13 protein-coding genes are annotated in these 15,003 nt (G+C 67.4%); 4 read left to right on the plus strand and 9 right to left on the minus strand.

Going from position 1 to position 15,003, the window contains the following annotated elements; genetic code table 11:
* Positions 1 to 2: 2 nt before the first annotated feature.
* The 5 genes from ACWPQI_RS19855 to ACWPQI_RS19875 are packed head-to-tail and all read right to left on the minus strand — an operon-like array spanning position 3 to position 5,499.
* Positions 3 to 1,241: an acetyl-CoA hydrolase/transferase family protein gene (locus tag ACWPQI_RS19855; protein WP_099528041.1), complete on the minus strand. Its 1,239-nt coding sequence runs from the start codon at positions 1,239 to 1,241 to the stop codon at positions 3 to 5.
* The gene (locus ACWPQI_RS19860; RefSeq protein WP_010593380.1) at positions 1,241 to 2,434 is read right to left on the minus strand and encodes a thiolase family protein; all 1,194 of its coding nucleotides are present in this window, start codon (positions 2,432 to 2,434) and stop codon (positions 1,241 to 1,243) included. Before ACWPQI_RS19860 ends, ACWPQI_RS19855 begins: the two co-directional genes overlap by 1 nt.
* Positions 2,434 to 3,183, minus strand: a complete 750-nt coding sequence (locus ACWPQI_RS19865) for an SDR family NAD(P)-dependent oxidoreductase (protein ID WP_010593381.1) — start codon at positions 3,181 to 3,183, stop codon at positions 2,434 to 2,436. Before ACWPQI_RS19865 ends, ACWPQI_RS19860 begins: the two co-directional genes overlap by 1 nt.
* Positions 3,183 to 4,349, minus strand: coding sequence for an acyl-CoA dehydrogenase family protein (locus ACWPQI_RS19870; RefSeq protein ID WP_010593382.1), 1,167 nt, complete (start codon positions 4,347 to 4,349; stop codon positions 3,183 to 3,185). Before ACWPQI_RS19870 ends, ACWPQI_RS19865 begins: the two co-directional genes overlap by 1 nt.
* A 58-nt stretch (positions 4,350 to 4,407) precedes the next feature.
* A complete protein-coding gene (locus tag ACWPQI_RS19875) occupies positions 4,408 to 5,499 on the minus strand; it encodes an acyl-CoA dehydrogenase family protein (RefSeq protein WP_029539944.1) in 1,092 nt (363 codons plus the stop codon).
* 165 nt (positions 5,500 to 5,664) lie between these two features.
* On the opposite strand from ACWPQI_RS19875, the gene ACWPQI_RS19880 reads away from it, so the two are divergent.
* The gene (locus ACWPQI_RS19880; RefSeq protein ID WP_006934213.1) at positions 5,665 to 6,384 is read left to right on the plus strand and encodes a FadR/GntR family transcriptional regulator; all 720 of its coding nucleotides are present in this window, start codon (positions 5,665 to 5,667) and stop codon (positions 6,382 to 6,384) included.
* A 92-nt stretch (positions 6,385 to 6,476) separates the two neighbouring features.
* On the opposite strand, the gene ACWPQI_RS19885 is transcribed toward ACWPQI_RS19880, so the two are convergent.
* Positions 6,477 to 8,435 (minus strand): AMP-binding protein, encoded by a 1,959-nt coding sequence (locus ACWPQI_RS19885; protein WP_099528042.1) that lies wholly within the window; start codon positions 8,433 to 8,435, stop codon positions 6,477 to 6,479.
* Between the two features lie 2 nt (positions 8,436 to 8,437).
* Positions 8,438 to 9,613 carry an acyl-CoA dehydrogenase family protein gene (locus ACWPQI_RS19890; protein ID WP_010593385.1) on the minus strand — a complete coding sequence of 392 codons (1,176 nt, stop codon included), beginning with the start codon at positions 9,611 to 9,613 and terminating at the stop codon, positions 8,438 to 8,440.
* 65 nt (positions 9,614 to 9,678) lie between these two features.
* On the opposite strand from ACWPQI_RS19890, the gene ACWPQI_RS19895 reads away from it, so the two are divergent.
* Entirely contained in the window at positions 9,679 to 10,131 is a 453-nt protein-coding gene (locus tag ACWPQI_RS19895) for an FAS1-like dehydratase domain-containing protein (protein ID WP_010593386.1), read from the plus strand.
* Positions 10,128 to 10,544, plus strand: coding sequence for a MaoC family dehydratase (locus tag ACWPQI_RS19900; protein WP_010593387.1), 417 nt, complete (start codon positions 10,128 to 10,130; stop codon positions 10,542 to 10,544). The genes ACWPQI_RS19895 and ACWPQI_RS19900 overlap by 4 nt, the downstream gene beginning before the upstream one ends.
* Positions 10,545 to 10,863: 319 nt before the next feature.
* Here ACWPQI_RS19900 and ACWPQI_RS19905 read toward each other — a convergent pair whose 3' ends face one another.
* Complete coding sequence (locus ACWPQI_RS19905) at positions 10,864 to 12,549, minus strand: AMP-binding protein (RefSeq protein WP_099528043.1); 1,686 nt, start codon at positions 12,547 to 12,549, stop codon at positions 10,864 to 10,866.
* Between the two features lie 269 nt (positions 12,550 to 12,818).
* The gene (locus ACWPQI_RS19910; RefSeq protein ID WP_234574747.1) at positions 12,819 to 13,598 is read right to left on the minus strand and encodes an enoyl-CoA hydratase/isomerase family protein; all 780 of its coding nucleotides are present in this window, start codon (positions 13,596 to 13,598) and stop codon (positions 12,819 to 12,821) included.
* Positions 13,599 to 13,847: 249 nt separating this feature from the next.
* Here ACWPQI_RS19910 and ACWPQI_RS19915 point away from each other — a divergent pair, with 249 nt between their 5' ends.
* Positions 13,848 to 14,978 (plus strand): LuxR C-terminal-related transcriptional regulator, encoded by a 1,131-nt coding sequence (locus ACWPQI_RS19915; protein ID WP_234574749.1) that lies wholly within the window; start codon positions 13,848 to 13,850, stop codon positions 14,976 to 14,978.
* The last annotated feature ends 25 nt before the right edge of the window (positions 14,979 to 15,003 follow it).

A 15,003-nucleotide genomic window follows, 5' to 3' on the forward strand; every position in this document is an offset into this window, starting at 1 on the left:
CGCTACGAAGCAAGGTCGTGCTCGGTCAGTGCGATGTCCAGGTGCTCACGATGTTCCGGGGCTGCGACCGCAATCATTCGTCGGGCCCGTTCCACGAGCGAACAGCCCCGCAGTTCGGCGACGCCGTGCTCGGTGACGACGTAGTCCACGTCGGCGCGCGCCGTGGTGACGGAGCCGAACTCGAGGGCCGGCTTGATCGACGAGCGGCCGCGCGCGGTGGACCGCAGCGCGATGATCGAGCGGCCACCGGTCAGGGCCGCGGCCCGGGAAAAGTCCACCTGGCCGCCGACCGCGCCGACGTAGGCGGCTCCGGCCTGCTCCGCCCCCACCTGCCCGGTGAGGTCGACCTCGATGGCGGAGTTGATCGACACGAGCGCGGTCAACTGCGAGAGCACCTGCGGCGCATGGGTATAGCTGGCGGGACGGAATTCCACCGGCAGATGCGGCAGACGCTCGTACAGGGTGGCCGTGCCCAGCGCCGCCCCGGTGACGTGGCGTCCGACGTCGATCTGTTTGCGCGCACCGGTCAGCACGCCCTTGTCGATCAGCCGCAGCACCGCATCGGAGATCATGCCGGAGTGCAGACCGAGGTCCCGATGTCCTTCCAGGGCCGCCAGCACCGCCGAGGGCAGCGTGCCCACGCCGACCTGGATGGTGTCACCGTCCTCGACGAGGCCGGCGACGTGCCGGGCGATCGCCGTCTCGACGGCGGCGGGCTCACGGTCGGGCGCTTCGAGCAGCGGCCGGTCGGTCTCGACGACCGCCGCGAACCGCGACAGCGGGATCGCGGGTGCACCGTGGGTTCTCGGCATGCGCTGATTGATCTCAGCGATCAGGACGGGGGTGTGCTCGAGTGCGTCGGCGACGTAGTCGACGCCGACGCCGAGCGAGCAGTTGCCGTCGGCGTCGGGAGGAGCGACCTGCACGAACCCGACGTCGCACGGCAGGCGGTGCTCGGCGAACAGCCGGGGCAACGCCGCGTAGTGGCAGGGCACGACCTCGAGCCGGTCCCGTTGGCTGAGCCGGCGCAGTTCACCCAGCCCACCGTAGGAGACGACGGACAATTCGTCCGGGGTCTGCTCGGTGAGTCGGCGGTCCCAGGTCAGTCCCACGAACGCCCGGACCGCGCCGATCGACGGGAGCTGGTCGAGCAGGGCGTGGACGAGCGGGGTGGGTTCCGCGCTCGTCTGGCTCCACCAGATTCCGTCGCCGGCCCGGACGTGGGGCGTGAGGTCGATCATCAGTCGATCCGTTGAATCAGGGTGGCGGTTCCGAGTCCGCCACCGCAGCACATGGTGACCAGCCCGATTTCGGCGTCGCGACGTTCGAGTTCGGCGACGATCGTCGCGATGAGACGGGCGCCGGTGGCACCGACCGGGTGCCCGAGCGCGATCGCGCCGCCGTTGACGTTGACCCGGTCCAGGTCGGGCTTGAGCTCGCGCTCCCAGGCCAGGACCACGGAACCGAACGCCTCGTTGATCTCGAAGAGGTCGATGTCGTCGATCGTCATCCCGTTGCGGTCGAGCAGCTTCTGCGTTGCCGGAATCGGACCGGTGAGCATGATGATCGGGTCGACTCCGACCGTGGTCTGGTCGAGGATCCGGGCGCGGGCGCGCAGGCCGTGGGTATCGACCGCGTCCCGGGACGCGAGCAGGACACCGGCCGCGCCGTCCGAGATCGGCGACGAACTGCCGGCGGTGATCCGGCCGTTCTCCCGGAACGCGGTCCTCAAACCGGCCAGGGTGTCCAGGCTCGTGCCGGGCCGGACGGTCTGATCGGTCCTGCGGACCTCGCCGTCGAGCTCGAGGGGGATCATCTCTTCGTCGAACCGCCCGGCCTCGATGGCCTCGGTCGCCAGACGATGGGATCGGACGGCGAATTCGTCCATCTCCTGCCGGGTGATGCCCCACCGGTCGGCGATGAGCTCGGCGCTCTCGCCCTGGTGCACGAAGTCGTACTTCTCCCGCAGCTCGGCCGGCCACGGATCGCCGTAGAGCTCGGAGATCTTGGCCGGGGAGTTGATCGGCACGTGGCCCATGTGCTCGACGCCGCCGGCGATGACGAGGTCGTGCGTGCCGGACCCGACGAGGGCGGCACCCATCTCGACCGCGGTCTGCGCGGAGCCGCAACGGCGGTCGAGGACGACGGCCGGCACCTCGGGCGGGTATCCGGCCTGCAGCCATGCGTTGCGGCCGATGTTGCGGGACTGCTCACCGAAGGGCGCGGTGCAACCAACGACGAGGTCCTCCACTGCCGCCGGGGCCAGACCACTGCGGCGGATCAGATCCGTGTAGACCGCGCCGAGCATCTCGTTCGGATGCGTATCGCGGAACCACCCGCGTTCGGCGTGGGATCGGCCCATCGGGGTACGAGCCGCTTCGGCGATGATCACCTCGCGCGCGGAGCGCTGGAACGGGTTGGTTGCGTTGGTCATCAGATCACCGTTCCACCGTCGACGGGCAACACCTGGCCCGTGATGTACGAGGCGCCGTCGGAGGCGAAGAACACGAAGCTGGCCGAGATCTCGTTCGGCTCGGCCCAGCGCCTCAGCGCGACACGCTCGAGGGTCTTGGCCGCGAGCTTGTCGTTGCTGCGGATGTTCTCGGTCATCGGCGTGGCCGCAAGGGGCGCAATGGCATTGACGGTGACCTGTTTGCGGGCGAGCTCGCGGGCCAGCGACTTGGTCAGGCCGATGATGCCCGCCTTGGCCGCCCCGTAGTTGGCCTGGCCGATGGTGCCCTGCAGGCCGGCGGCGGAGGTGACGTTGATGATGCGCCCGGTGCCGTCCTTCGGCAGATAGGGCAGCACGGCTTTGCTGCACACGTAGCTGCCGACGAGGTGGATGTCGACGATGCGGCGGAAGTCGTCTTCCTCGAGATTCGGGAACATCGCCGGTGCGATGGCCCCGGCGTTGTTGACCAGGATGTGGACGACGCCGCCACCGAGTGCGGCGGCCTGTTCCGCCGCCGCGGCGGCCTGCGCGGCGTTGCGGACGTCGAGCACGGCGGATTTGGCGGTACCGCCGGCGGCAATGATCTCCGCGGCGACGGCGGCGGCCGCGTCCTCGTTGACATCGGTGACGAGGACGGCAGCGCCGGCGGCGGCGTAGGCGTGCGCCACGGAGGCGCCGATGCCGCTGCCCGCGCCGGTCACGAGGGCGGATCTTCCGGTGAGTTCGAACATCAGTAGCTCCTGGGAAGGCCGAGCACGTGCTCGCCGAGGTAGTTGAGAACCATTTCCTGGCTCAGCGGTGCGATGCGGGTCAGGCGCGCCTCACGGAAGTAGCGCGCGACGTGGTATTCCTCCGAGTAGCCCATGCCGCCGTGGGTCTGCAGGGCACGGTCGGCGGCCTGGAAGCCGGCGTCGGCGCACAGGTACTTGGCCATGTTGGCCTCGCGTGCACAGGGGCGGCCGTTGTCGTAGAGCCAGGTCGCCTTGCGCAGGACGAGCTCGGCGGCGTCGAGGTGGGCGAGGGAATCCGCGAGGGGGAACTGGATGCCCTGGTTCATGCCGATCGGGCGGCCGAACACCTCACGGTCGGTGGCGTACTGGGTGGCGCGGTGCAGGGCGGCACGGCCGATGCCGAGGGCCTCCGAAGCGACGAGCATCCGTTCCGGGTTGAGCCCGTCGAGGATGTACTTGAAGCCCTTGCCCTCCTCGCCGACCCGATCCTCGACGGGGATCTCGAGGCCGTCGATGAACAACTCGTTGGAGGTGACGGCGTTGCGGCCCATCTTCTTGATAGGGCGGATCTCGACCTTCGTCCGGTCCAGGTCGGTGAGGAAGAGCGTGAGACCGTCGGTCTTCTTCGTCACGTCCTCGAACTTGGTGGTGCGGGTGAGCAGGAGAATCTTCTCCGACTCCATCGCCTTCGAGATCCACACCTTGCGTCCGTTGACGATGTACTTGTCGCCGTCGCGCCGCGCGAAGGTGGTGATCTTGGTGGTGTCCAGGCCCGCGCCGGGCTCGGTGACCCCGAAGCACACGTGCAGGTCTCCGTTGACGATCCGCGGCAGGGTGCGCTGCTTGAGTTCCTCGGAGCCGTGCACGATCACCGGGTGCATGCCGAAGATCGACAGGTGCATCGAGCTGGCGCCGTTCATACCGGCGCCGGACGCGGCGACCTCCTGCAGCAGGATCGAGGCCTCGGTGATGCCCAGGCCGTGTCCGCCGTACTCCTCGGGGGTGGTGATGCCCAGCCAGCCACCCTTGGCGAACGCGTCGTAGAACTCCGTGGGGAATTCGTGGGCGGCATCCTTCTCCACCCAGTACTGCTCGTCGAACTTGCCGGCGAGTTCTCGTACCGCATCTCGGATCGTTGCCTGATCCTCGGTCAGATCGAAGTCCACAACACAGTCCCGTCGTCGTCGCTACCGTTTGGCATTAAGTTACTAAAGGACAGACCATTTAGTCAACGGTGACTCGGCCGGCCGCCGGCAGAAGAGGCAGATCCCGAGCGAGACGCTCGTTCCACACCTCCGGGCTACCGAACAGCTTCTCGTCGAGCTTGGCGCGCTTGTAGAACAGCTGCAGGTCGTGCTCCCACGTGTAGCCGATCGCGCCGTGCATCACGAGGGCACTGTCGGCGGCCTGGACCGCGCTCCGGGTCACCTGCGCCTTCGCGATCGCCGCATGCATCGCGCGCTCCCCGAGCCCGAGGTCCACCGAGGCCGCGGCATAGTAGGCGATGGACCGAGCAGCCTCCACGGACACGAGAATCGTTGCGGCAGCGTGCTTCATCGCCTGGAAGGAACCGATCGGCACACCGAACTGGTGGCGTGTTCGGCTGTAGTCCACTGCCAAGTGCAGCATCCGCTCCATCGCGCCGAGCGCGTCCGCGGAGACGAGCACGGCGGCGCGCAATCCCGCGTCGGTCAGCGCGGCCGGCGCGTCGACGTCGAGGCGCTGCGCGACGACGTTCTCGAACCGGAGGTCGGCCGCGCCCCGGGACGGATCGAGGAAGCGCCGCGGCGTGACAGTGACGCCCGGGTCTGCGACCCGGACGAGGTAGAGGGCCGTTCCGTCGCCGTCGTCGGCGGGGACGACGAGCCGGGCGGCCCGTTCGGCGCCGAGCACGGCGGACACGCGACCGGTCAGCACCCCTCGCTCGTCGACGCGCACGGCATCGCGGAGCCCGAGGGGGCGACTGGAATCGACTGCCAGGGAAGCGAATTCGCCACCGGTGAGTGCCGCGTCGGCGACATCAGGCGGCAACAGAGGGGCCGCGAGCACCGAGGCGGTCCACGCGCTCGCCGGTGCGGCATACCGGCCCAGCGCCTCGGCGGTCAGCGCGAGCTCGAGCAGACCGCCGCCCTGTCCGCCCATGTCCTCCGGCAGACCGGCCGAGAACCACCCCTCGTCCACGAACCTGCGCTCGAACTCTGCAGGTTCACCCGCTTCGCCCCACTTCCGCACGTTCGCGGGTGCCGCGAATCGCTCGAGCCAGCCGCCGAGGGCTTCGGTGAACATTTCCTGCTCTTCTGACAGCTCCCAACGCATGGAACTGGTCCTCTCGATGAGTCGGGGAATACCCTGCAAGATGAATGCAGCGACGATTCGATGGTATATTAGGTCTGACCGTTAGACCAGAGAGGGCGGGGAGTCATGTCACCAGCCGCACCGAGTACGACCCGGACCGGACGTTCCTCCATCCAGCTGACTCCGATGGAGGTTCCCAAGGCGTCGGATGTTCTTGCCAACGAGCTGCGCGAACGCATCCTCAGCGGCGAATACACCGAAGGGACCCCGCTTCCCCCGGAACGCGAACTCGTCGTCCAGACGAAGATGAGCCGGACCACGGTGCGCGAGGCTCTGCGCATCCTCGAGGTACAGGGCCTGGTACGAATCAAGGCGGGACGCGCCGGGGGTGCCTTCGTCCAGCGACCCGGCGAGCAGTCGATGGCCGACACCGTGGCGCTGCTCATCCGAGGACGCCAGATCCGCCTGGGTGCGCTGCTCGAAACGCGTGAGGCGATCGAACCGTTCTGCGCGCAACTGGCCGCCCGTCATCGGACCGACGAGGATCTCGCGCGGCTCGACGCCGCGAACGAGGACATCGCGGCCGCCGGCGACAAGCTCGACGCGTTCCTCCAGGCCAACGTCGACTGGCACATCGCCGTGGCCAGCGCGAGCCACAACGAACTGCTGTCGGGTCTGATGATCTCGCTGTCCCGTGCCATCTACGCTGCCACCGAGAACGAGGGTTTCATCGACGAGAAGGTCCGCGAGATCACCGTGAAGGCGCATCGTTCGGTCACCAGAGCGATCCGAGACCGCGACCCCGATGCTGCGGTCCGTCGCATGAGCCGCCACGTCCACTCGTACGCCGAGTCGATCCGGGAGTTCGAAGAGCGAACCGACATTCCACTGGACCAGGAGTCCTGAGCGACGCCCCTGCCCAGGCTCGCGGGCGTCCCCTCACCGGACAGAAACGATGGCCGCCCGTACCACTTCGGTACGGGCGGCCATCGTGTTGCCTACGTTCGTACGGCGCCCGGCTCGGCGCCGGTCACCACGGCGCGGATCTCCTCCACCGCCTCCGGATTCTCGGCACCGGACAAGTCACCGGGATCGGTGCCCAACGCCGCCGCTCGCACCGCGCGGCGCAAGATCTTCGCCGACCGCGTCTTCGGCAGACGCGACACCCGATGAACCACGCTGGGCGCAAACGGCTTACCCAGCTCTGCGGCCACACTGGCGGCCAGCTCCCCCGAGATGTCCGTCCCGTCCGCCTCCGGGCGGGGCACCCAGAACGCCCAGACCGTTTCCCCCTTCTTCGGGTCCGGGACACCGACCGCCGCGGCCTCCGACACGGCCGGGTGCGCGGTCAGGACCGCCTCGACTTCCGCCGGAGCCAGGCGCTTGCCGGCCACGTTCATGACGTCGTCGGACCGGCCCCGGATGTACCACTGCCCGTCGCTGTCGACAAGCGCATAGTCTCCGTGCCGCCACATACCGGGGAACGTCGACCAGTACGCCTCGAGGTACCGCTCCTCGTCCTTCCAGACCCCGCGGGTCATCGACGGCCACGGCTGCCGGCACACCAGCTCGCCCTGTTCACCGCGCAGCGGACGGCCAGCATCGTCGACGACGTCGACGTCCATGCCCAGCGACGGACCGCCCAGCGAGCAGCTGCGGATCGGCTGCACCGGATACGGTGCGAGGAACGATCCGCCGACCTCGGTACCGCCGGAGAAGTTGATGATCGGGACGCGGCCACCGAACACCTCGCGTGCGAGCCACTCGTACGAGTCCGGGTCCCACGGCTCCCCGGTCGAGCCGATCGTGTGCACCGAGGACAGGTCGTACCGTGCGGCGACATCGCTTCCCTGCCCGCGCAGCGTCCGGATGAGCGTCGGCGAGACTCCGAGCATCGTCACTCGATGCCGTTCGGTCAGCTGCCACAGCCGGTCCCGGTCCGGTACGTCCGGTGAGCCCTCGTACAGCAGCAGCGTCCCCCCGTTGGCATGCGTGCCGACGATCGACAACGGACCCATGATCCAGCCCATGTCGGTGATCCAGCAGAACACTCCGCCCGGCTTCAGATCGAACGAGTACGCCACTTCGCTCGCCGTCTTCACCAGGAACCCGGCGTGGGTGTGAACGGCGCCCTTGGGCTTGCCGGTCGTGCCGGACGTGTAGGCCAGCGCGAACGGCTCGGAGGCGTCCATCGCCTCGATCGGACCCGCATCACGGCTCGCGCGCAGTCCGGTCCAGGACATCTCGTGCTCACCCGATCCTGCTCCGGCACCGAGGTTGTCGACCACGACCACCGACTTCACCGTGGGGCAGGTCCTCAGGGCCTCGTCGAGGGCCGGCTTCATCGCGACCGACTTGCCCCGGCGTACGGTGCCGTCCGCAACGACCACCACTTTCGCATCCGCATCCTGAATGCGGGACGCGATCGCGCTGGGCGCAAACCCCGAGAACAGCGGCACGAGAACCGCACCGAGCCGGGCGACCGCGTACACCGACACGACGGCCTCCGGAATCATCGGCAGGAACAAGGCGACAGCGTCGCCCCGGCCCACTCCCAGCTCCCGCAGTCCCGCGGCCGCACGCTCCACCTCCGCCTCCAGCTCGCGATATGTCAGCGTGCGGACAGTGCCGTCCTCCGCCTCGTGCACGACGGCGAGCCGATCGGCGGCCACCGGATCCGCGGCCCAGCGCCGCAGGCACGCATCGACGACGTTCGTCCGTCCGCCGACGAACCAGTCGGGATGCTCGATGCCGCGCGAGGTGTCGAGAACTTCGCGATACGGCACGTGGAACGGCAGCTCGAGATCACGGACCACCGCATCCCAGTACCACCGCACGTCGGCGACGGAACGGGCACGCAACTCGTCCAGGCCGCCGAGGCCGTGCGCGCGGGCGAGCCGCGTGACGTTGGCGTTGTCGACGTAGTCGGCAGTGGGGACCCACGTGTAGTCGGACATTGTCAGCTCCTCGGCATCTCGAGCATGCGCTCGGCGACGATGTTGCGCTGGATGAAGGTGGAACCACCGGCGATGGCGGTGCCGCGCGCCTGATACGCCAGCCGGAGCCAGCGCGACGTTCGCTGCTGCTCGTCGTCGAGCGCGAACTGGCCGCCGGCGGGCTCGAGGGACAGACGGAAATCCGCCAGTTCTTCGACGAGCGGGCAGAAGAACAGCTTGCCGATCGACGTCACCGGACCGGGTGGGCCGTCGTTCGCCGCCAAGGTGATCACGCGCTGGCCGATGAGATAGTGCACGAGCGCGCGGCCGTAGAGGTCCGCGACCTTCTGCCGGATCACCGGATCCGAACCGAGCGGGCGGCCGGACTCGTCGGTCATCTCTGCGATGTCGCCGACGATGTCGTCGACGGCCCGTTTGGTGTTGACCCGGCCGGTGGCGATCGCCACTCGCTCGTAGGCGAGCGTGCCCATGGCCACCTTCCACCCGCCGTCGACGTCGCCGACGACGAGATCGTCGGGGATGAACACGTCGTCGAGAAAGACCTCGTTGAATTCGGCCTCACCGAGCATATGAGCGAGCGGGCGAACCGTGATTCCCTCGCTGTCCATGGGGACGAGGAAGAAGGTGATGCCCTTGTGACGTGGCCCCCCGCCCGTGCGCGCGAGCAGGATGGCATGAGCCGCGATGTGAGCGCGGCTGGTCCAGATCTTCTGCCCGTTGATCTTCCATCCGCCGTCGACCTTCGTGGCCTTGGTGCGCAGTGACGCGAGGTCGGACCCGGCCTCCGGTTCGGAGAACAACTGGCACCAGATCTCGTCTCCGGTGAGGATCGGGCGGAGGAACCGTTCCTTCTGGGCCGGTGTGCCGAAGTCGATGATGGTGGGACCGGCGAAGTCCTCACCGATCGTGTTCAGTCGCTCCGGCGCGCCCACGCGATCCATCTCCTCGGTGAAGATGGCTTTGCGAATGGGGTCGGCAGCCTGCCCGCCGTACTCCTTCGGCCACGACATTCCTCCGTAGCCGGCGTCGAAGAGCAACCGCTGCCATTGTCGCCAGAACGGGACCTTGTCGACCAGATCCACCGGTTCGGGCCAGGGCAACGTCGTGACTGCGTTCTCGGCCCATTCTCGGACTTCTGCGCGGAACCGGGCTTCGTCCGGGGAATCAGCGAGCTCCATAGAACCCCTCCTCACATATTTAGGCCAAATGATACTATAGGTCAGTCCAAAAGAGGAGGACCGTGATGCCAGAACCACTCCACTGCGGCGAGGTGGACCGAGTCGAGTACGACGTCGAGCGCGGCAAGATTCGTGAGTTCGCCCGTGCGACGTTCACCACCGATCCCGCCCACACGGACCGGGCCGCCGCGCACGCCGCCGGATTCGCCGATGTCCCCGCGACTTTGACCCACACGGTCGTCGCCGGACACCAGCGCGACCAGCGCAGGTTTGTCGAAACGCTCGGCCTGGCGCTCGAACGAGTGGTGGTCGGCTCGGTGAAGTGGACATACCTTCGACCCCTGATTGCAGGCGACCACGTCGTCGGCACGCGGCGCGTCGTCGACGACGCGCGGCGCGAGGGCAAGCGCGGCGGATCGATGCGCGTCGTAACGCTGGAGACCGAATACGTCGACGCCGACGGTGATCCGGTGGTGCGACTGGAGGAAATGCTGATCGAACGAGGAGAACAACGATGAGAGCACCTACGAAGGCCCGCATCGGTGCGGTCGTCGACACGCGTGTCGTCGGCCCGATCACCCAGACGGACATCGTGCGATTCGCCGGCGCCGGAGGCGACTTCAACCCCCTGCACCACGATCCGGAGTTCGTCGCGACGTCGGGTTTTCCGGGCGTCATCGCGATGGGCCAGATGCAGGCCGGGATCCTGGCCGGCTGGCTCTCCGACATCTTCGGCGTCGAGCACGTCCGGGCTTTCGGCGTCCGCTTCGTCGCGCCGGTCTTCCTGGGCGACACCCTGACCGTCGGTGGGACGATCACGGCGATCACCGAGACCGATGGGGAGGCGCGGGCCGAGCTCGATCTCGTCGTCTCCGGAGCGAAGGGGCCGGTGGTCACCGGGTCGGCGACGGTCGTCGTCGCCGAGGCCTGACAGCTCGCTGACCGGATTCCAAGGCCGCGTATTCGGCGACCCGGATCCCGCACACGACGTCGTGGATCCGCAGCCGCGACGCGGCCCGCACGCAGCCGGCGACGATCGCGTACACCGTCGTCGCCGGCGGAGAATTCCACCGGCAGTTGCCGCCACCGGGGGTCGGTCGGCGACGACGGGTACATCGCACCCCCGTGTCCGGGCACCGTGTCAGCGTCGGGGCAGGACGGGCATGGCGCGATGAGCGCAGGTGAACTCCTGGTCGGTCGTGGCGTAAGCCACTCGACGAGCTACCAGGAGTTCACCTGCCTTTCAACCTTCATGGGCGTTGGGCACCGGCAGCCAACTCTGCCGCGATGCGCTTGCGGAGGAGGTGTTTCTGAATCTTCCCGGTGGCGGTCATGGGCAATTCGGCGACCACCTCGACGCGTTCAGGGGCCTTCTGAATCGCAACTCCCCGCTCCAGCAGATAGTTGCGGAGATGGTCCAGGGTGGGAGCATTCTGCTCCTCCTTGGGCACCACGTAGCAGCACACCTTCTCCCCGAGCCGCTCGTCGGGCATCCCCACTACGGCGAGAGCGAGGATATCGGGGTGCTCTGCCAACTTGTCCTCGACCTCACGCACACTGATGTTCATGCCGCCGCGGATCACGATGTCTTTGGTTCTGCCGGTAACCCGGACGAACCCATCGGCATCCATGACTCCGAGATCTCCGGACCTCGAGAATCCTTCGGGAGTAAAGAGTTCCGCAGTGTCCTCGGGCCGGTTCAGATACTCGATCATATGCGAGGGCCCGCGATAGGCGATGTCGCCCTCACTCCCCCGTGCCACCTCGAGGCCGTTCTCGCCCACAACCTTGACCTCTGCCCCCGGCAGCGCGGCGCCGTCGGACGTGACCGCCCGGCTCGGGTCGTCCTCGACGGTGCAGGTCGTCGTGGTGAGGTTCTCACTCCTCCCGTACAGCGACAGGATGGCGGTGGTGGGCAGGTCGGACTTCGCCTTCTCCACCACGGCCGCCGGGATCGGGGAGCCGGCGCACACCCAGACCCGGAGGGAGGAGAGATCGGCGTCCGGATCCTCTTCGGCCGCAGCCAACAACGTCTGCAGGAAGGTGGTGGCCGTGACCGCGGCCGTACATCCGAACTTCTTGATCTCGGCCAACCCGCGCTCGGGGTCCCACTCCGCCATGATGTGGGTCGCCGCGCCGCTGAGCAGAGGGATGAGCACACTGGTGACGAGCCCTGTGGTGTGCGTGATCGGGGACGGCCCGAATTGGACATCCGCCTCGGTGTGCCCGAAGGCCGTCTTCAGCGCACGTGCGCCCGAAGCGTAGGTGTTGAAGGTGTGGAGGCAGCCCTTGGGACGCGACGTGGTTCCGGACGTGTACACGATGACGAACGGATCGTCGGGGTGGGCACGGAAGTCGAGCTCCGTGTCGATGACGTCCAGGTCCGCGTCCACGACGAGGCTCTCGAGAACCTCGATGTCCCGCTCGGCAAGTGTCTGACGGCTCCCGTCCGAAGCGCGCACCGCGATGATCGTCTCCAGCGTCTGCGACGACCGCCGGATACCGTCGAACATCGACACATAGTCGAAGCCCTTGAACTGTGCCGGCGCGATCGCCATCCGGATCGAGGCGTCGGCGACAACGTGTGACACCTCATCCGCCCGGTAGATCGGCATGATCGGCACCGTCACCACGCCGAGCCGAGCGAGCGCAGCTGCGACGACGACGAACTCCCCCCAGTTGGGCAGTTGAACGGCGACACGGTCGCCGGCCCGGAGCCCTGTTCGGTGGAGGCCGAGCGCCAGCCGCTGCGACTTGTCGTAGAGCTGCGAGAAAGTCAGCTCCTGCGTGCCGTCGGTGACGAAGATCTTGTCGGGACTGCTCTCGGCACGTGCCCGCAGAAGCTCGGTGAGGTTCTCGTCGGCCCATTGGCCACTGGCATAGAACTCCTCTACCTGCTGAGGGGTGTATCGGCCGAGGTTTCGTTCGCGCGTCATGGAGGATTCCGTCCTTCTTGCTCTGCCACACGTTCACGTAAAGATTAGAATGGTTAGACCGAAGTGGCAACCACCTTCGGTGACATTCGCGAGCGCTCATCGCACCCGTCGGTCGATCGGCAAGCAAAGGGGCCCAGAGATGTTCACCATCGACGGCACACTGTTCAACCGATGTCGCATGCCGTCCGCATCCCTCGAGGCCGTCGCCGGGCCGGCAATAAGCGCGGTTCCTGTCGACGGCGGCACCGCAGGAGACGACCCTGGAGCCTTCATCGCATTTTCCACACAGGCGAACGCTTCTCACGAAAAGCCGTGACACCTTCGACGAGATCCTCGGTAGTGAATGCAAGGGCCAGTTGAGACTGCAGCGTCGCAAGTGCGTCCGGCAGCGACATGTCACGAGTGTTGTTGATCGCATCCTTGCCCAGGCGCATCAACAGCGGTGACTTTCTCGCCAGTCGGCGCGCCCACGCACACACCTCCGCATCGAAGTCGCCGTTCGGGAACACGCGATTCACCAGTCCCAGTTCGCGAGCTTCCGCGGCGGTGAGCTTCTCTCCATACATCATCAGCTCATTGGCCTTGAGCCGGCCGACGTTCCGGTAGATGAGCGCGGAGATCATGAACGGGAAGACGCCGACATTGATCTCCGGGCACCCGAAGTGAGCCGACTCCTTGGCCAGCACGAAGTCGCAGGCGAGCGCGAGCCCGAACGCACCCGCAAGCACGTCGCCACCGGCGGCGCAGATCACCGGTTTCCCGAGACCGCCGATGAGTCGGTACAACCGCGGGAAGCGGTCCAGGCCCGCATACTTGACGATCGTCGGGGTGTCGCTCGCGAACGCCTTCAGGTCCCCGCCCGCCGAGAAGACCTTCTCGTGCGACGAGGCCAGCACGACAACCCGCACATCGTCGTCCGCCCGCGCGCGCTCGAGCGCGGCCAGGAGTTCGTCCAACAGGTCGTCGGACAAAGCGTTGCGGGTTTCCGGGCGGTCGAGAGTGAGGACGGCGACGTGCTCGTCGACGTCGTATCGCACGGGGTGAGCCATACTGCCCATCCTTCCATTTTGGTCTTACCATTCGACCCTAGCGTCGCGATCAGATGGAGACAAGAGCCGATCGCAGCGATTCCCGCCAAGGGGTTGACGGGATTGGACTGACCATATACATTGAAGGGGAGCCGCAGACGGCGACCGGACGTCCCGGCGATGCAACTCTCTATACTGTGTGTTGTGCCACAGGGAGGCGCGACGGCGTCGCCGCCGTCCGTGTGGCCGCCGTGGCGCGAGGAGTAGTGAGTGGTCATTTCGACGAGTTCGTTCGAGCTTGCCGAGCAGGCAATTGCAGAACTGCAGGAACTACTCGGAAGCGAGTCGAACCTGGTTCGCCCGGCCGGTGGCGCGCCCGACCCCGCGGTGATCCGCGCATTCGCAGCCCGCACACTCCGGGAGGGCGCCAACTCCCCCGAGCAGGCGGTGCGGCTCGCCGAACTCGTCATACGACTCGACGCCGCCGAACGTGACGACATTGCGCGTCGCCTGCGCGTGCACACCGAGCAGTTCGAGGCGCTCCAACACGCGATGCGCACCATCGACGCCGGAGCCGACCAGATCGCACGGACCGTGACGCAGGAACTGTGCACGAACCTCGGATACGCCAAGGCCATGTTCTCCGTCGTCCGCGGTTCCATCTGGTCACCCATCGCGCTCGCCGTCCATCCGGAACTGACAGGGGATTTCCACCCACTTCTCGAGGCCATCGACGGTCGGGAGATCTCCCTGCGGGAAGCCCCGCGGGAAGCCGAACTGGTCCGACGTCGCCGGCCGTACGCAGTGGAGGCGGCCGACACCTACCGGCACACGTACCGCCCCCTCATAGACCTGTCGCGTCCGGCGGGATACATCGCCGTTCCCGTCGTCGTCGGCTCCCGCGCAGTGGCGATGATCCACGTCGACCGGCAGAGCGACGGACTGTCCGACACCGACGTCCACATCGTCGGCGCGCTCGCCGCGATGTGCGCCTCGTCGAAGGAACGCGCCGACCTGCGGCAGCAGATCCATGCGCGCAACGAGCACGTCGAGGCCGAGATCCAACGTCTCACCCGGGCAATACGGCACCTCGAGCAGGCACCCGTCACGATGCCGGAACTTGGTACCCGTGAACTGTCCCGCTCCGACGTAGCGGCCCTGGACAGTGGGTCGCGGGACCCGGGCGTTCCGCGCGCGCAGTCGCTGACCACTCGCGAGCGCGAAGTGCTCACCCTCCTGGCGACCGGGGCGACCAACGCGGCAATCTCCCGGCGGCTCTGCATTTCCGACGGCACCGTCAAGAGCCATGTCCAGCGGATCTTCAAAAAGCTCGGGGTATCGACGCGCGCCGAGGTGGCAGCGCTGTACGCCAACGCCAAGACGGTGACCGGTGGCGCCTGACGTACCCGAAGCGCATGCACATCCG

Source organism: Rhodococcus sp. LMD (assembly GCF_056108245.1).

Coding starts and splice junctions, on each gene's coding strand:
- ACWPQI_RS19860 (WP_010593380.1), bottom strand. CDS start 2,434: ATGACCAACGCAACCAACCCGTTCCAGCGCTCCGCGCGCGAGGTGATC.
- ACWPQI_RS19905 (WP_099528043.1), bottom strand. CDS start 12,549: ATGACGCGCGAACGAAACCTCGGCCGATACACCCCTCAGCAGGTAGAG.
- ACWPQI_RS19910 (WP_234574747.1), bottom strand. CDS start 13,598: ATGGCTCACCCCGTGCGATACGACGTCGACGAGCACGTCGCCGTCCTC.
- ACWPQI_RS19885 (WP_099528042.1), bottom strand. CDS start 8,435: ATGTCCGACTACACGTGGGTCCCCACTGCCGACTACGTCGACAACGCC.
- ACWPQI_RS19900 (WP_010593387.1), top strand. CDS start 10,128: ATGAGAGCACCTACGAAGGCCCGCATCGGTGCGGTCGTCGACACGCGT.
- ACWPQI_RS19880 (WP_006934213.1), top strand. CDS start 5,665: ATGGAGGTTCCCAAGGCGTCGGATGTTCTTGCCAACGAGCTGCGCGAA.
- ACWPQI_RS19865 (WP_010593381.1), bottom strand. CDS start 3,183: ATGTTCGAACTCACCGGAAGATCCGCCCTCGTGACCGGCGCGGGCAGC.
- ACWPQI_RS19855 (WP_099528041.1), bottom strand. CDS start 1,241: ATGATCGACCTCACGCCCCACGTCCGGGCCGGCGACGGAATCTGGTGG.
- ACWPQI_RS19875 (WP_029539944.1), bottom strand. CDS start 5,499: ATGCGTTGGGAGCTGTCAGAAGAGCAGGAAATGTTCACCGAAGCCCTC.
- ACWPQI_RS19890 (WP_010593385.1), bottom strand. CDS start 9,613: ATGGAGCTCGCTGATTCCCCGGACGAAGCCCGGTTCCGCGCAGAAGTC.
- ACWPQI_RS19895 (WP_010593386.1), top strand. CDS start 9,679: ATGCCAGAACCACTCCACTGCGGCGAGGTGGACCGAGTCGAGTACGAC.